This window comes from Rhodopseudomonas rhenobacensis (genome assembly GCF_014203125.1).
GTDB lineage: Bacteria > Pseudomonadota > Alphaproteobacteria > Rhizobiales > Xanthobacteraceae > Rhodopseudomonas_A > Rhodopseudomonas_A rhenobacensis.
The window spans coordinates 11,543-27,823 of record NZ_JACHIH010000006.1 but is presented as its reverse complement, the minus strand read 5'-3'; the positions used below and the strand labels follow the sequence as shown (position 1 = coordinate 27,823).

Annotated in this window: 13 protein-coding genes; 8 read left to right on the top strand and 5 right to left on the bottom strand. The window is 65.6% G+C overall.

Going from position 1 to position 16,281, the window contains the following annotated elements:
- Window positions 1–187 precede the first annotated feature (187 nt).
- The 4 genes from ppdK to ypfJ form a co-directional block, all read right to left on the bottom strand.
- The gene (gene ppdK / locus HNR60_RS07165) at window positions 188–3,103 is read right to left on the bottom strand and encodes a pyruvate, phosphate dikinase (protein ID WP_184255859.1); all 2,916 of its coding nucleotides are present in this window, start codon (window positions 3,101–3,103) and stop codon (window positions 188–190) included.
- Window positions 3,104–3,193: 90 nt separating this feature from the next.
- Window positions 3,194–3,349 carry a DUF3096 domain-containing protein gene (locus HNR60_RS07160; protein WP_184255857.1) on the bottom strand — a complete coding sequence of 52 codons (156 nt, stop codon included), beginning with the start codon at window positions 3,347–3,349 and terminating at the stop codon, window positions 3,194–3,196.
- Window positions 3,350–3,605: 256 nt separating this feature from the next.
- Window positions 3,606–4,706: a hypothetical protein gene (locus HNR60_RS07155; protein WP_184255855.1), complete on the bottom strand. Its 1,101-nt coding sequence runs from the start codon at window positions 4,704–4,706 to the stop codon at window positions 3,606–3,608.
- A gap of 411 nt (window positions 4,707–5,117) precedes the next feature.
- Window positions 5,118–6,044 carry a KPN_02809 family neutral zinc metallopeptidase gene (ypfJ, locus tag HNR60_RS07150; protein WP_184255853.1) on the bottom strand — a complete coding sequence of 309 codons (927 nt, stop codon included), beginning with the start codon at window positions 6,042–6,044 and terminating at the stop codon, window positions 5,118–5,120.
- Between the two features lie 254 nt (window positions 6,045–6,298).
- Here ypfJ and HNR60_RS07145 point away from each other — a divergent pair, with 254 nt between their 5' ends.
- Both HNR60_RS07145 and HNR60_RS07140 read left to right on the top strand, forming a co-directional pair.
- Window positions 6,299–7,432: a site-specific DNA-methyltransferase gene (locus HNR60_RS07145; protein ID WP_184255851.1), complete on the top strand. Its 1,134-nt coding sequence runs from the start codon at window positions 6,299–6,301 to the stop codon at window positions 7,430–7,432.
- Window positions 7,433–7,595: 163 nt separating this feature from the next.
- Complete coding sequence (locus HNR60_RS07140) at window positions 7,596–7,922, top strand: thiamine pyrophosphate-dependent enzyme (RefSeq protein ID WP_184255849.1); 327 nt, start codon at window positions 7,596–7,598, stop codon at window positions 7,920–7,922.
- Here the strand turns inward: HNR60_RS07140 and mutY are convergent.
- Window positions 7,912–9,027 (bottom strand): A/G-specific adenine glycosylase, encoded by a 1,116-nt coding sequence (mutY, locus tag HNR60_RS07135; RefSeq protein ID WP_184255847.1) that lies wholly within the window; start codon window positions 9,025–9,027, stop codon window positions 7,912–7,914. The two genes, HNR60_RS07140 and mutY, sit on opposite strands and share 11 nt — an antisense overlap.
- Before the next feature lie 70 nt (window positions 9,028–9,097).
- Here mutY and HNR60_RS07130 point away from each other — a divergent pair, with 70 nt between their 5' ends.
- The 6 genes from HNR60_RS07130 (at window position 9,098) to smc (ending at window position 16,255) form a co-directional block, all read left to right on the top strand.
- Window positions 9,098–9,382: a type II toxin-antitoxin system RelE/ParE family toxin gene (locus tag HNR60_RS07130; protein ID WP_184255845.1), complete on the top strand. Its 285-nt coding sequence runs from the start codon at window positions 9,098–9,100 to the stop codon at window positions 9,380–9,382.
- The gene (locus tag HNR60_RS07125) at window positions 9,354–9,674 is read left to right on the top strand and encodes a HigA family addiction module antitoxin (RefSeq protein WP_184255843.1); all 321 of its coding nucleotides are present in this window, start codon (window positions 9,354–9,356) and stop codon (window positions 9,672–9,674) included. The genes HNR60_RS07130 and HNR60_RS07125 overlap by 29 nt, the downstream gene beginning before the upstream one ends.
- A gap of 41 nt (window positions 9,675–9,715) precedes the next feature.
- Window positions 9,716–10,195: a DUF721 domain-containing protein gene (locus HNR60_RS07120; RefSeq protein WP_184255841.1), complete on the top strand. Its 480-nt coding sequence runs from the start codon at window positions 9,716–9,718 to the stop codon at window positions 10,193–10,195.
- 109 nt (window positions 10,196–10,304) lie between these two features.
- Window positions 10,305–10,970, top strand: coding sequence for a thioredoxin domain-containing protein (locus tag HNR60_RS07115; protein ID WP_184255839.1), 666 nt, complete (start codon window positions 10,305–10,307; stop codon window positions 10,968–10,970).
- Window positions 10,971–11,932: 962 nt separating this feature from the next.
- The gene (locus HNR60_RS07110; protein ID WP_184255837.1) at window positions 11,933–12,469 is read left to right on the top strand and encodes an REP-associated tyrosine transposase; all 537 of its coding nucleotides are present in this window, start codon (window positions 11,933–11,935) and stop codon (window positions 12,467–12,469) included.
- 321 nt (window positions 12,470–12,790) lie between these two features.
- Window positions 12,791–16,255: a chromosome segregation protein SMC gene (gene smc, locus HNR60_RS07105; RefSeq protein ID WP_184255835.1), complete on the top strand. Its 3,465-nt coding sequence runs from the start codon at window positions 12,791–12,793 to the stop codon at window positions 16,253–16,255.
- Window positions 16,256–16,281 lie beyond the last annotated feature (26 nt).

Here is a 16,281-nt window from a genome sequence, read left to right as displayed (position 1 = left end):
CTTCAGCAAGGTGGTAAACAACGCGTCAACGAATGCGAGGCCTGCGCAACATCGATAGGGATGAAATAGACGAGAGCGTTTGAGCTGGTCGATGTAACAATACGGCACAACGAGAAACGGCCGGGATGATCCCGGCCGTTTCGACGAATGATGATTGTTTCCCGCGATCGTCGTGATCGCAGCGGTCTCAGGCCTGGCCGGCGGCCACCTTGCCGAGCGCGGCTTGCGCGGCGGCGAGCCGCGCGATCGGCACGCGATACGGCGAGCACGACACGTAGTTGAGCCCGATCTCGTGGCAGAACGCCACCGACGCCGGATCGCCGCCGTGTTCGCCGCAGATCCCGACCTTGAGGTCGGGCCGGGTGTTGCGGCCGCGCTCGACGCCGATCTTGACCAGTTCGCCGACGCCGGCGCGATCCAGGCTGACGAACGGATCGATCTCCAGGATGCCGCGCGCGATGTAGGTGCCGAGGAAGCTCGCGGCATCGTCGCGGCTGATGCCGAAGGTGGTCTGGGTCAGGTCGTTGGTGCCGAACGAGAAGAACTCGGCGGTCTCGGCGATCTGCCCGGCCTTCAGGCAGGCGCGCGGCAGTTCGATCATGGTGCCGACCGTGTAGGCGATCTTGCCGCCGGTCTCGCGGAACACCGAATGCGCGGTGGCGTCGATCCGGGCCTTGACCAGATCGAACTCCATCTTGGTGGCGATCAGCGGCACCATCACTTCGAGCCCGACCGCGACCCCGGTGCGCTTCTGCGCCTCGACCGCGGCCTCGAAGATGGCGCGGGCCTGCATCTCGGCGATTTCCGGATACGCAATGGCAAGGCGGCAACCGCGGAAGCCGAGCATCGGGTTGAACTCGGCCAACTCGCGGGCGCGATCGGCGAGCCGGCGCGGATCGGTGTTCATCGCACGCGCGACTTCCTCGATCTCGGCCTGGCTGTGCGGCAGGAACTCGTGCAGCGGCGGATCGAGCAGCCGCACCGTCACCGGCAGGCCCTTCATGATCTCGAACAATTCGACGAAATCCGCGCGCTGCATCGGCAGCAGCTTGGCGAGCGCCTGACGGCGGGACTGTTCGTCCTCGGAGAGGATCATCTCGCGCACGGTGCGGATTCTCGTTTCCTCGAAGAACATGTGCTCGGTGCGGCACAGGCCGATGCCTTCGGCGCCGAACTTGATCGCGGTGCGGGCGTCGACCGGGGTGTCGGCGTTGACGCGGACGCCGAGCTTGCGCACCTGATCGGCCCAGCCCATCAGCGTGTTGAACTCGCCGGACAGTTCCGGCTCGATCATCGGCATCCGCCCGGCCAAGACCTGGCCGACCGCGCCGTCGATGGTGATGACGTCGCCGGTCTTGAAGGTGCGCGTGCCGATGCTCATGGTGCCGCGGCCGTAATCGACGCGGATCGCGCCGCAGCCGGACACGCAGGGCTTGCCCATGCCGCGCGCCACCACGGCGGCGTGCGAGGTCATGCCGCCGCGGGTGGTGAGGATGCCTTCCGCGGCGTGCATGCCGTGGATGTCCTCCGGGCTGGTCTCGATGCGGACCAGAATGACCTTGCGGCCGTCGGCCTGCAGCTTGGCGGCTTCATCCGAGGAGAACACGATCTCGCCGGAGGCGGCACCGGGCGACGCCGGCAGCCCGGTGGCGATCACGTCGCGCTTGGCGTTGGGATCGATGGTCGGATGCAGCAGCTGATCGAGCGAGGCGGGCTCGATCCGCGACACCGCTTCGGTCTGGCTGATCACGCCTTCGCTGGCGAGCTCGACGGCGATCCGCAGCGCGGCCTTGGCGGTGCGCTTGCCGCCGCGGGTCTGCAGCATCCACAGCTTGCCCTGCTCGACCGTGAACTCCATGTCCTGCATGTCGCGGTAGTGCTTTTCCAGCAGGGTATAGATCCGCGTCAGCTCGTTGAACGCGTCCGGCATCGCGACTTCCATCGACGGCTTGTCGGAGCCCGAGGCCTTGCGCGCATATTCGGTGATGTCCTGCGGGGTGCGGATGCCCGCCACCACGTCTTCGCCCTGGGCGTTGATCAGGAATTCGCCGTACAGGCTGCTTTCGCCGGTCGACGGGTTGCGGGTGAACGCCACGCCGGTCGCCGAGGTCTCGCCCATATTGCCGAACACCATCGCCTGGACGTTGACCGCGGTGCCCCAGGATTCCGGAATGTCGTGCAGCTTGCGGTATGTCACCGCGCGGGCGTTCATCCAGGAGGAGAACACCGCGCCGATCGCGCCCCACAATTGCGCGTGCGGGTCCTGCGGGAAATCGTTGCCGGTCTCGCGCGCGACGGCTTCCTTGTAGCGGCCGACCAGCTCGATCCAGTCGTCGCCGTCGAGGTCGGTGTCGAGCGTGTAGCCCTTGCCGTCCTTGTAGGTGTCGAGGATTTCCTCGAAGTGATGATGGTCGAAGCCGAGCACCACGTCTGAATACATGGTGATGAAGCGGCGATAGCTGTCATAGGCGAAGCGACGATCGCCCGACAGGGTGGCGAGCGCTTCCACGGTGACGTCGTTGAGCCCGAGATTGAGCACGGTGTCCATCATGCCGGGCATCGAGGCGCGGCCGCCGGAGCGCACCGACACCAACAGCGGATTTTTGGCGTCGCCAAAACCCTTGCCGGTGATCTTGCCGACGGTGGCGAGCGCCTTGTCGACCAGGCCCTCGAGCTCCTTCGGGTAGGATTTGTCGTGGGCGTAGAAATAGGTGCAGACCGTGGTCGGAATGGTGAAGCCCGGGGGCACCGGCAGGCCGAGATTGGCCATTTCCGCCAGATTGGCGCCCTTGCCGCCGAGCAGGTTGCGCAGGCTGGCGTTGCCTTCGGCCTTGCCGTCGCCGAAGCTGAACACCCACTTGTTGGCGAAGGCGTCGGCGGCAGGCTTTTTCGCCGGCGCTTTCGCAGCTGCCTTCGCCGCTGTTTTCACCGGCTTGACGGCGAACTTCTTGGCAGGCTTTGCGACCGCCTTTGCGACCGTCTTGGCGGCGGCTTTCGGCGCCGCTTTGGCCACCCCCTTGCGAACCGGGGCCTTGCCCCGGGCGCTAGCGGAAGGTTTTGATTTCGCGGCGACTTTTTTGGTCTTGGAAGCTGCTTTGGCCATAGCGTTCAACAGTCCGCAATAAGGGGAATGGGTGGCGCCATACACCACGTTTTGGCGAGTCCGCGCAAGCCGGACCGCCGCGGCTCCAGACTAAAGATGAAACCAGCGCAGCACGCCCAGGCCGATAAGACCTATGCAAATCAAATAGATCGCGACCACCAGATTGAGCAGGCGGGGCATCACCAGAATCAGCACGCCAGCGATGAGCGCGACGATGGCCGGGATGTGGGCGCTGGTAATCACCATGATGGTCTCCTTCAAACCGTGATGTCGAATCGGTCGGCAGCAAACTTATCCGGACCCGCGGCGCCCGCCTAGCAACCCGGCGGCGGCGCGCGGTCGCATGGATTGGCTGTGCGGCCCGAGGCGCCGCGATGACCCGGGAACTGGCCCCGAGATCGCGGATTATTCCGGGAGTATGGATTCCGGACTTGCTCGTTCTTCGAACTCGCAATCCGGAATGACATGGCATTTGGTTGGATACGTCGATCCCAAACCGAGCTTAGCCGCCCTTCAGCATCGACAGCAGCGTGTGGGTCGATTTGTAGTTCTGCACCGCGGTGTCGCGCAGGCTGGTGGTCCAATGCGTGGCCTGCCGCTCTTCGCTGCTCATCGCCGAATAGGCGTTGAGGATGCCGAGGCTGAGCTGGGTCGGATCGCCGGACTTCTGGCTCTGCTTCAGCGCCGTGAGGATGCTGGCGCGGCCGCGCGAATCCAGCTCCTTCTTGGCGGCGAAACTTTCCTGACTGGAGAACAGCTGATCCTTGTTGAGCGCGATCGCCGACAGCGAGCGATTATCGATCGACGACAGGTCGGCGAGCTGCCCGGTCTTGCGGCCGGGATCGAACACCAATTCGCGACCGAGCGCGGCTGCGGCTTTGGCCTGGGCATCGAGCGTGGCGCGCACGGTCTTCGCCACGCTGGAGAAATCCTGCGTCGCGGTCGGGCTGCCGCCGGGATATTGCGTCAGATACGCTGCGACCGGATCGTTGCTGATGCCGGACGGCGGCTTCGACGGATCGGTTTGCGTCGCCTGCACGCCCTTGGCGACGGCGTTGCGCTGCGCCGCCCAGATGGTGGTGGCCTTTTCCTCCGGGCTCGCGGCGTCGAGATAATCCAGCGCCGCCTTGTAGATCGCGCCGTAGTCGCCGGTGAGCTTGCTGGTCTGCGCCGCCGGTGCCAGCGCGGCGTTGAAGCGGCTGTCGAGCGCGGCCGCGGCGACGCTCTGTTCGTCGGGGGTGAATTTGCCGCCATTGTTGGTGGCGACCGCAAACAGCGCGCGGCGATCCAGCGTGGTGAGATCGATGGTCAGCTTGCCGTCGGCATCGAGCGGCCCGGTGGCTTTCGCAGCGGCGTAGAGCTTGTCGAGCGCGGCGCGCGCCGCGGTGGTGACGGTGGCGAAATCCGGCTGCGACGCGGTGTTGGCGAGCTGCGCGCGGGCGGCATCCGACAGCGTCAGATTGGTGGCCGAGCCGCCGCCGGCCGTCGAGGAGTCGTCGATGGTCGCCAGCACATTGGCCAGCGACGGCTGGGTCGCCACCGCCCGCGAATAGGCCGAGCCGGCGGAATAGGGATTGTTGTAGCCGGTATAGACCGACGTCATGGTCGCCGCCTCCGAAAGCGCAGCGGTTAACAAACCGTTAGCAGGGGCGACTTTTTCAGGCGATGGTTAATAGCGGGTAAAGATTTCGCTGTGTGTCGGAATATTTCTGCGGCGCGAAGCTGCTCAGCGAGGACCGCGCCATGCTGAGAGCCTGACTGGATCGGGCTCCACGCCCGCAGGTATCGGCAATCGTCGCCCTCTCCGCGTCATGGCCGGCTCGGCCCGGCCATTCACGCCCACAAGCGACGCCGCGCCGGTTTCCGTGGATGGCCGGGACAAGCCTGGACAAGCCTGGACAAGCCCGGCCATGACGTGTTGGGCGCGGTGCCTAATGATCGGGGCACTCGGCTTCGTGCATCGTCGGGACGATGACAAGACTTGCCGCTCAGGATGACGGCAGCGCGCGCGGCCTTACAGCCGCTCCGCGCCGAACGTGTTGCAGGCCGCGACCGTGCCCTGCTGATAGCCGGTCATGAACCAGCGCTTGCGCTGCTCGGCCGAGCCGTGGGTGAAAGAATCCGGCACCACTTCGCGGCCGGCATTGCGTTGCAACGTGTCGTCGCCGATCGCGGTGGCGGTCTTCAGCGCGGCGTCGATGTCGCCGTCCTCCAAGAAATTCGGTCGCTTCTTGACCTCGCGATTGACCCAGACGCCGGACAGGCAATCCGCCTGCAACTCGACCTTGACCTGCAGCGCATTCGACTCGGCCCTGTCGCCGGACTGCTGCTGCAGCCGCGTCACCCGCGGCAGGATGCCGAGCAGGTTCTGCACGTGATGGCCGGCCTCGTGGGCGATGATGTAGGCCGCGGTGAATTTGCAGGCGCTGCCGGAGCAGCCGCGGAATCGGGTCTCGACCTGCTTGAAGAAGCTGGTGTCGAGATAGATCTGCTTGTCCGGCGGACAATAGAACGGTCCCATCGCCGCCTGCGCCATGCCGCAGCGCCCGCCATTGGTGCGGCCCCTGAACAGCACGATGCGCGGGCCGACATATTTCTGGTTGCTGTCCTTAAAGATTTCGGTCCAGCGGTCGTCGATCTCGCCGAGCACGCCGGAAATCATGCTGCCCATCTCGTCGGTCGGCGCCCCCTCCTTTTTCGGCCCCGGACGACGGTCGCTTTCATAGCCGCCCTGGTCGCGCCCGCCGGTCAAGACCTCGGCGCCGCCGATCAGGATGCGCGGGTCAATCCCGGTGGCCCAGCCGATCAGGCCGAGCACCACGACGGCGCCGATGCCGAGGCCGCCGCCGCCCATCGGAAAACCACCGCCGCCGCCACCACCGCCCTCGTCGTCGCGGCGGTCGTCGATATTGTCGCTGCGACGGAAATCATCGTAACGCATCTGGCTTTTCCCTCATGGCAGTCGGTGTGGTCGGGTGTGTCTTCGCTAGGCTTTGGCGCGCAAGCGTAACGCGCCGCGCCGGCAATATTTCCATTCCATTAGCAATAACCCGCCGGGCAAATATTGCCTAGCAAGAAGCGATCATCTTCGGCAGTTCGCTAACCCCGTGTTTACCTCGTCGCGGCAATGTACGGTCAGTCGGTTGTTTAGTCCCGCGTCGCCGACAGCGTCGCCTGAGTCAGAGTAATTGAGTCATGGTTGAGTCGCGTCGCGGGGCGTCTGCAAGGGCGCCCCGCACTAAATTCGAATCGCATCCGAGTTCGCAAATCGTCATCGGCGATTGCGTCGCCGAGATGTCGAAGATGGCAGCCGGTTCGGTCGATCTGGTGTTCGCCGATCCGCCGTACAATCTGCAATTGAAGGGCGATCTCAAGCGCCCCGACGAATCCCATGTCGACGCCGTTACCGACGACTGGGACAAATTCGATTCCTTCGCCGCCTACGACAACTTCACCCGCGCCTGGCTGCTGGCCTGCCGCCGGATCATGAAGCCGACGGCGACGCTGTGGGTGATCGGCTCCTACCACAACATCTTCCGCGTCGGCACCATCATGCAGGACTTAGGCTTCTGGGTGCTCAACGACATCGTCTGGCGCAAGACCAATCCGATGCCGAATTTCCGCGGCCGCCGGTTCACCAACGCGCACGAGACCATGATCTGGGCCGCGCGCGACGAAAATTCCAAGGGCTACACCTTCAACTACGAAGCGCTGAAGGCCGCCAATGAGGACGTCCAGGCGCGCTCCGATTGGCTGATCCCGCTGTGCACCGGCGACGAGCGGCTGAAGGGCGCCGACGGCAAGAAGATTCACCCGACGCAGAAGCCGGAAGGCCTGCTCGCCCGCGTGCTGCTGTCGTCGTCGAAGCCGGGCGACCTGGTGCTCGATCCGTTCAACGGCACCGGCACCACAGGTGCTGTCGCCAAGCGATTGGGCCGCCACTATATCGGCTTCGAACGCGATCACGACTATGCCGCAGCCGCCCGCGCGCGGATCGACGCGATCGAGCCGTTGCCCGACGCCACGCTGGCGCCGTTCATGACCGCACGCAGCGCGCCCCGCGTAGCGTTCTCCGAACTGATCGAACGCGGCATCATTTCGCCGGGCACCAAGCTGGTGGATTCCAAGAAGCGCCACGGCGCCTTGGTACGCGCCGACGGCGCCATCATGCTCGGCGACAAGGTCGGATCGATCCACCGCATCGGCGCGGTGGCGCAAGGCTCCGAAGCCTGCAACGGCTGGACCTTCTGGCACGTCGAGACCCATAACGGGCTACGGCTGATCGACGAATTGCGCGCCGAAATCCGCAGCGAGATGGCCGCGAGCTGAGCGGCAAATCTGTTAGCAGAGGGTCAAAACTGCCGGCAAGTTTTGCCGGCAGTTTTGCGTTGGGTGCCGGCGCAGCGTTTCAAATCATTGCTATCTATGACATTTTGAATTGGTCCGTTTCTTGCGGGGCCTTCGTGACGCAACTTGTCACGAGAACAGTCCGATGTCCGGCTTCATCAGTCCTACCAGCTTCATGACCGCGTCGTCGCCGGCGAGCACACGGCTCACCAAGGACGACGGCAGCCTCACCAAATCGAAACCCACCCCGCAAACCCCGGAAGAAAAATTCCTCGCCTACGCCAAGATGACGCCGGCGGAGAAGCTGCGGGATGCGATCCTGAAGAGCATCGGCGTCACCGAAGAAGAGCTGAAGAACATGTCGCCGAAGGAGCGCGAGGCGATCGAGAACAAGATCAAAGAAAAGATCAAGGAAGCCGCCGAGAACCAGACCGACAAGAAGACCGGCTTCATCACCGACATCAGCGCCTGATCGGTTTGCCGTCGCCGAGCCCGTGCGCGATCACCTTGCGCATCAGGTTCGGCAATGCCTCGTGCTGCAAGGTCGCGATCTTGACGAAGCGCATGCCGTCGGGCGCCCGGCTCCGCGCCGGCACGGCCGCGGTGTAGACCACGAGTTCGAGCGGGAAATGCGTGAACACGTGATTGACTAAGCCCGGCTTGCGCTGCCAACGCGCCACGCCCGGCAACGCCGGCGCCTGTTGTCGCGCGATCGTGTCGTCTTGTCCGGCGATCCAGTCCGAGCCCGGCACTTCGGTCATGCCGCCGAGCAGGCCTTTTTCCGCGCGGGTTCGTACCAAAAGTTCATCGCCACGCGTCACCACGAAGGCGGCGCCGCGGCGTAGCTTTCCGGTGACCTTCGGCGCTTTGCGCGGAAACGTCTCCTGATCGCCGCGCGCGCGTGCTGCGCAGTCCTCATTCAATGGGCACAGCGCACAGGCCGGCTTTTTCGGCGTGCAGATGGTGGCGCCGAGATCCATCAAGGCCTGTGCTGAATCGCCGGCGCGGGCCTCGCCGGCCAGCGTCAGCGCTAACTGCGAAATCTTCGGCTTGGCCTGCGGCAGCGCGTCTTCGGTCGCAAACAGCCGCGACACCACGCGTTCGATATTGCCGTCGACCGGCATGCAATGACGGCCGAACGCGATCGCCGCGATCGCCGCCGCGGTATAGGGCCCGATCCCCGGCAGCGCCCGCAAGCCCACCTCGGTGTCGGGGAAGGCGCCGCCATGGTCGCGCGAAACCGCCACCGCGCAGGCGAAAAGATTGCGCGCCCGCGAATAATAGCCGAGCCCGGCCCACATCCGCAGCACGTCGTCCTGGCTGGCGCGGCCGAGCGCCGCGACGCTCGGCCAACGCGCCAAAAATTTCTCGAAATACGGCCCGACCGCTTTCACCGTGGTCTGCTGCAGCATGATTTCGCTGAGCCAGACCCGGTAGGGGTCGGCGGCCTGCCCCGGTAGCGCCCGCCACGGCAGCGCGCGGCGATGCCGATCATACCAGGCCAGCAGCAGCCGGGGATAAGCTGAGTCCGGGACGGCCTGGCGGCGGGCTTTTTGTCTGGCTGGCGATGCGGGCACACCGCAATCTAGGATCGGAATTACGCCGGCGCCAGTGCCAGATTGCCGGCCGTAACGCGACGCGTTATATATGATTGTAAGTTTCGCCGATCCGGAAACCGAACTGATCTGGTCAGGCCAACGCAGCCGCAAGCTGCCGTCGGAGATCCAGAGCGTTGCCTTGAGAAAACTCCGTCTTCTCAATCAGGCCCGCGTGTTGGGCGATCTGCGTGTGCCGCCGGGCAATCGGCTCGAGGCGCTGCGGGCCGACCGGCAAGGTCAGCATTCGATCCGCATCAACGACCAATGGCGGATTTGTTTCGTCTGGGACGAAAGGGGGCCGAGCGATGTCGAAATCGTCGACTACCACGACTAGGCGCGGGCTTCTGCCAAATCCCCACCCCGGCGAGATCTTGCTGGAAGAGTTTCTCAAACCGATGGCGCTGAGCCAGAACGCGCTGGCCCGTGCGGTCCATGTGGCGCCCCGCCGAATCAACGAGATCGTGCTCGGCAAGCGCGACATCACCGCCGATACCGATCTGCGGCTGGCGCGCTATTTCGGGCTGTCCGAGGGGTTTTTTCTCGGCCTGCAAACGGATTACGACCTGATGCAGCGCCGCCGCCAGATCGGCCGCGACCTGAAAGCGATCCAGCCGCGCGCGGCGTGATCGCCGCTGCCGCTCTGCCCCGACAAATGCTATAACGCGCCATGTTCAAGCCCGGCCGAAGTTCCGCCAAGCCGTTGTCCGTCCTGCTCGGCGGGGTGTTTTCCGACGCCTTCGCGCGGCAGGGTTTTGCCTCGCGCGAATTGGTGGCGCGCTGGGCCGAGATCGCCGGGCCTGAGGTCGCCGAGTTCGCCGAGCCGATCCGGATCCAATGGCCGCGCCCGGTCGAGGGCCAACAGACCCAGCCGGCGACGCTGATCCTGCGGGTCGAGGGCCCGATGGCGCTGGAAATCCAGCACGCCTCCGACGTCATCCTGCAGCGGGTCAACCGCTTCTTCGGCTGGAATGCGGTCGCCAAACTGGCGCTGCGGCAGGCGCCGTTGTCGCGGCGGCGCAAGCCGAAGCCGCCGCCCGGCCCCGATCCCGAAGCGGTCGCCGCGGTGGCGCAGACCTTGACCTCCGTGGAGGACGACGAGCTGCGCAGCGCGCTGGCCCGGCTCGGCGCCTCGATCAAGCGAAGGTGAGTTCGGCCTGGGGATCGCCGCCCAGCCCACCATTGCCACAATTGCCGTTTCAAGCTAGCCAACATCGGTTCTGTTGCGGCGTGCCCCGCCGAATTGGGAGTGTTTTGACGTGATCATCACCCGCCGCGCCTTCACCGCCGCCCTGTCGCTGACCGGGCTTGCCGCCGTCGCCGGTTTTTCGCCGCTGCGCCTGATCGGCGACGCCTTCGCGCAGGACGCGCCGTCTCCCGCCGACGTCGCCAAGCCGGGCTCGCTGCCCGACATGGCGCTCGGCAAGCCCGACGCCAGCGTCACCATCATCGAATACGCCTCGATGACCTGCTCGCACTGCGCCAATTTCAACGAGACGGTGTTTCCGAAACTGAAGTCGGAATACATCGACACCAACAAGATCAAATACGTGTTCCGCGAATTCCCGCTCGACATCAAGGCCGCCGCGGGCTCGATGCTGGCGCGCTGCATCGCCAAGGACGACGCCGGCAAATACTTCGCCGTCAACGACATGCTGTTCAAGCAGCAGACCGACTGGGTGCTGAAGAACACCACCGAGACCTTGAAGCGGATCGGAAAACAGGCCGGCATGAGCGGCGAGGCCGTGGAAGCCTGCCTGAAGGACCAGGCGCTGTTGGACAAGATCGCCGCCGACCAGAAATTCGCCAACGAGGTGTTGAAGGTCAACTCGACTCCGACCTTCTTCATCAACGGCGAGATGGTGAAGGGCGAAACCTCGTTCGAAGAGTTCGACAAGCGCATCAAGGCGCTGTTGAAGAGCTGAGCGGGACGTCATCACCACAGCGGCGCTATTCCGAATTCCGGATAGCCGCCAGCGATCTCGCGACGCGCAGCGCCCGAGCTTTGCAATGTGCCCCCTCGAAGATGAGGGGGATGGCGCGCCGCACGGCGCGGGGGTAGCGTTTTCGCGGTTGTTTCCCGGCCGCTGCGAACGGCGAGAAGCCAACCGCGTCGCCTTGCGGCGCGCCACCTGCGGCGATTATGGGCCCCGGGACCGTGCTTCCGGGGACAGGCGCGATGCACTCCGCACCGCCGATCCAGCGGGCTTTCCCCGCCTTCACCTGTCCCGCGTCCAGCCAACCAGCAAGTGGCAGAGCCTCGTAGTGGGCCCGGACGGTGGCCTGGGGCCTCCCGGGTGATGCTTGCGAGGCACCAGCGCGGGACGCCGCATCGACCGAGTAGGAATTGCTTCCACCTCGGCAGCGAGCAGTGGGTTGCCCCGCCGCTCGCTCTGTCCCGCTTCAAAAGCGCCCTCGAGAAGCGCCCCTCACGGACAGGACGATAGGAATATAATCAAGTCGCGAGAATTGTCAATGAGGTCGACGCTGTAGCCCGGATGAAGCGTAGCGAAATCCGGGAGCAGGCTCTCTCCGGCGGAGTTATATCGGGGTGATATCTTGCCGAGAGGACGCACGATACTTTTCCCGGATTTCGCTTCGCTTCATCCGGGCTACGCTCGCTCAGAGCTTAGGAGTCCACGACCTAGCCCTGTAGCCCGGATGAAGCGCAGCGAAATCCGGGGCAGCGTCTCTCCGCCGGAGCGCTGTAGCCCGGATGAAGCGAAGCGAAATCCGGGACAGCATCTCCACGCCGGGGTCGCCGGCGTGATATCTTGTCGAGAGGTGAGCGCTATTTGCTCCCGGATTTCGCTTCGCTTCATCCGGGCTACAGAGATAGGCTGCTGATCACAATCAGTCATGGATCGCTGGCGACAGGCTTTCCGCGATGGTCCTCTATCGGCGTAATTTCGTTCCCGGCGGGACGTTCTTTTTCACGGTGACGCTGGCCGACCGTCGCTCGTCCGCACTCGTCACCCATATCGACCTGCTGCGGAATGCCTTTCGCAAAGCCAGGCATCAAAAACCTTTTGCCATCGACGCCATCGTGATCCTTCCCGATCACTTGCACGCCATCTTCACGCTACCACCCGACGATTCCGATTTTCCGGGACGTTGGAAGGCAGTGAAGGCCGCCTTCACGCGCGGCGTGGTCGCCGCCGGAGTATCGATCCCCTGCGATCACCGTGGCGAATATGCGCTGTGGCAGCGACGATACTGGGAGCACACGATCCGCGACGATCGCGACTTCGAACGCTGTGCCGACTACATTCACATCAATCCGGTTAAACACGGGTTGGTCGCTGCTCCAAACGCCTGGCCATATTCCTCGCTGCACCGATACATCCAAGCCGGCATCCTCCCTCGCAACTGGGGCGGCGACGGCAAGATCGACCCTGAGGGTTTCGGCGAACCCAACGACTGACCTGGATTTCGCTTCGCTGCATCCAGGCTACGGATCTTCGGCGAACCAAACGTTTGATCCCGGATTTCGCTTCGCTTCATCCGGGCTACAGCATGACCGCCCCGTAAAACCACGAAATCCCCTGTTTTTTCCGCGATATGCCGCAAAATCACCTCTGGAAAAGCCGGGTTCCGCGGTTGCCCTGCCCCCTTCGGCTCGCCATTGTCGGCCGCTTGAGAGCTGTGGATTGCGAGTCGGTGGCATCACGGCGGTACCCTTCTATGGTATTGTTCGGCCACAGAGATTCGCGGCAGCCGCTTTCGTCAACAGAGCAACGTGTCCATGAAACTCACGCGCCTTCGCCTTCACGGTTTCAAGTCGTTCGTCGAGCCCACCGATTTCCTGATCGAGCCGGGATTGACCGGCGTGGTCGGCCCGAACGGCTGCGGCAAGTCGAACCTGGTCGAAGCGCTGCGCTGGGCGATGGGCGAAACGTCTCACAAGTCGCTGCGCGCGGCCGACATGGACGCGGTGATCTTCGCAGGCAGCGGCAACCGGCCGTCGCGCAACCACGCCGAAGTGGTGATGACGATCGACAACACCGACCGCACCGCGCCGGCGGCGATGAACGATCAGGAAATCCTCGAAGTGTCGCGCCGCATCGAGCGCGAGGCCGGCTCGGTGTATCGTATCAACGGCCGCGATGTCCGCGCCCGCGACGTGCAGATCCTGTTTGCCGATGCCGCCACCGGCGCGCGTTCGCCGGCCCTGGTCCACCAAGGAAAAATCGGCGAAATCATCCAGGCCAAGCCGGAGCAGCGCCGTCGCGTGCTGGAAGACGCCGCCGGCGTCGCGGGCCTGCACGCCCGCCGCCACGAGGCCGAGTTGCGCTTGAAGGCGGCGGAAACCAACCTCACCCGCGTCGAGGACGTGATCGGGCAATTGTCCTCGCAGGTCGAAGGCCTGAAGAAGCAGGCCCGGCAGGCGATCCGCTTCAAGGACGTCGCGGCGAAAGTCCGCAAGGCCGAGGCGACGCTGTTTCATCTGCGCTGGCTCGACGCCCATGCGGAAGTCGCCGCCGCGGCGCATACCCACGATCTCAACGTCCGCGAGCACGCCGAGCGCACCCGCGAGCAGGCCGAATCGGCGCGCATCCAGGCGATCCGCGCCTCTGAATTGCCGGCACTGCGCGACGCCGAGGCGCGCGCCGCCGCCGGGCTGCAGCGGCTGACCAATGCCCGCGAACAGCTCGACCGCGAAGAGGTCCGCGCCAAGGAGCGCGCCGCCGAACTCGACCGCCGGCTGTCGCAGTTTTCCTCCGACGTCGCCCGCGAGCAGCAGCAGGCCTCCGACGCCGTGGTGGCGCTGGAGCGGCTCGCCACCGAAGACGTCGAGCTGAAAGACGAGATCAAGTCGCGGGTCGAACAGCGCAGCGGCGTCGACGAGCGCGTCGCCGAGGCCGAAGCGACGCTGGCTGCGGCCGAGCGGGTGTTCGCCGAACTCACCACCGCGCTGGCGGATCTCACCGCGCGGCGCCGGCAGTTCGAATCCGGCGTGCGCACCCATCGCGAGCGCCTCGCCCGGCTCGACAATGAAATCGGCAATGTCGAGGCCGAGATTTCCAAGCTGACGCAGTTGACCGGCAGCCTCGGCGATCTGGAAGCGCTGCAGGGCGCGGTCGAGGCGACGCTGGAGGCGCTGGCGGAGTCCGAAGCGCTGGCGCAGGCCTCGGAATCCGGCCATGTCGCCGCCCGGCAGGCGCTGGAGGCTTCGCGCGGCCCGCTCAGTGAGGCCGAGAAGAAGGTGCAGCGGCTGGAGACCGAAGCCCGCACCATTTCCAAGATCCTCAACGGCGAATCCAAGAATCTGTGGCCGCCGATCATCGACGGCGTCCACGTCGCCAAGGGCTATGAGAAGGCGCTGGGCGCTGTGCTCGGCGACGATCTCGACGCGCCGGTCGATGCCTCGGCGCCGATGCGCTGGAGCGATATCGGCGTGCAGGACGGCGATCCGGAATTGCCGGAAGGCGTCGAATCGCTGGCCGCCTTGGTCACCGCGCCGCCCGAACTGGCGCGCCGGCTGAAGCAGATCGGCGTCGTCAGCAAGGAGCGCGGCGCCGAGCTGGTATCGCAGCTGAAGACCGGGCAGCGGCTGGTGTCGCGCGACGGCGACGTTTGGCGCTGGGACGGCTTCGTCGCAGCAGCCCACGCGCCGACCGGCGCGGCGCGGCGGCTCGCCGAGCGGGCGCGGCTGACCGAGATCGAAGCCGACCTCGAACAGGCGCGGGTTGAGGCCGCCGCCAAGCGCGAGGCGCTGGAGATCGCCGAGGCGACGCTGAAGGCCGCGGCCGCAATGGAAAGCGAATCCCGCGAGGCGCTGCGCGCCACAAGGCGCGAGGTCGACGGCGCGCGCGAGCGCCATGCCGCCACCGAACGCGAGATCAACCGCCACGCCGCGCGGCGCTCGGCCTTGACCGAGGCGCAGTCGCGGCTCGCCGCCGACCGCAGCGAGGCCGAAGCCGCGATGTACACCGCGGAGGAGACGCTCGCCGAACTGCCGCCGAGCCAGGAGGCCGAGGAACGGCTCGCCGCGGTGCGCACCGAGATCGAGGGCCATCGCCGCTTGGCCGCGCAAGTCCGCGCCGAGGCGCAGGCGCTGGCGCGCGAAGCCGAACTCGCCGACAAGCGGCTGCAGGCGATCGTCGCCGAGCGCGCCGAATGGCAGCGCCGCGCCGAAGGCGCCGCCTCGCAGATCGCCACCATCGAATCCCGGCTCACCGAACTCACCGAGGAGCGCGCCCAGCTCGACGACGCGCCGGCGGCGTTCGCGCAGCAGCGCAGCGCGCTGATCAGCGAGATCGAATTCGCCGAGACCGACCGCCGCGTCGCCGCCGACGCGCTCGCCACCGCCGAGAGCGCGATGGCCGAGACCGACCGCGACGCGAAGTCGTCGCTCGAAGCGCTGTCCAGCGCCCGCGAAGCGGTGGCGCGCGCCGAGGAGCGCATGGAGGGCGCGCGGCGAAGGCTCGACGACATCGAGCGCGAAATCCGCGACATGCTGGAGGTCGAGCCCCACGCCGTCGGCGGCCTCGCCGAGATCACGCCGGACACCCAGCTGCCGCCGCAGCACGAGGTCGAGGCCGAACTCGACAAGCTGCGCCGCGACCGCGAGCGGCTCGGCGCGGTCAACCTGCGCGCCGACGAGGAATTGCGCGAGGTCGAGACCCAGCACGGCTCGCTCGCCACCGAGCGCGACGACCTGGTCGAAGCGATCAAGAAATTGCGCACCGGCATCCAGAGCCTCAACAAGGAGGCCCGCGAGCGGCTGCTGGCCTCGTTCGAGACCGTCAACAGCCATTTCAAGCGATTGTTCGTGGTGCTGTTCGGCGGCGGCGAGGCCGAATTGAAGCTGGTCGAGAGCGACGATCCCTTGGAAGCCGGGCTCGAGATCGTCGCCAAGCCGCCCGGCAAGAAGCCGCAGACGCTGTCGCTGTTGTCCGGCGGCGAGCAGGCCTTGACCGCGCTGTCGCTGATCTTCGCGGTGTTCCTGACCAACCCGTCGCCGATCTGCGTGCTCGACGAAGTCGACGCGCCGCTCGACGACCACAACGTCGAACGGTTCTGCGACCTGTTGAACGAAATGACCGCGACCACCGAGACCCGCTTCATCGTCATCACCCATAACCCGATCACCATGGCGCGGATGAACCGGCTGTTCGGCGTCACCATGGCGGAGCGCGGCGTCTCGCAGCTGGTCTCGGTCGGGCTCGAGGCCGCAGTGAAGATCCTCGATCAGAACGTGGCGTAGCAGCGCTTTCTTCCCTCTCCCCTTGT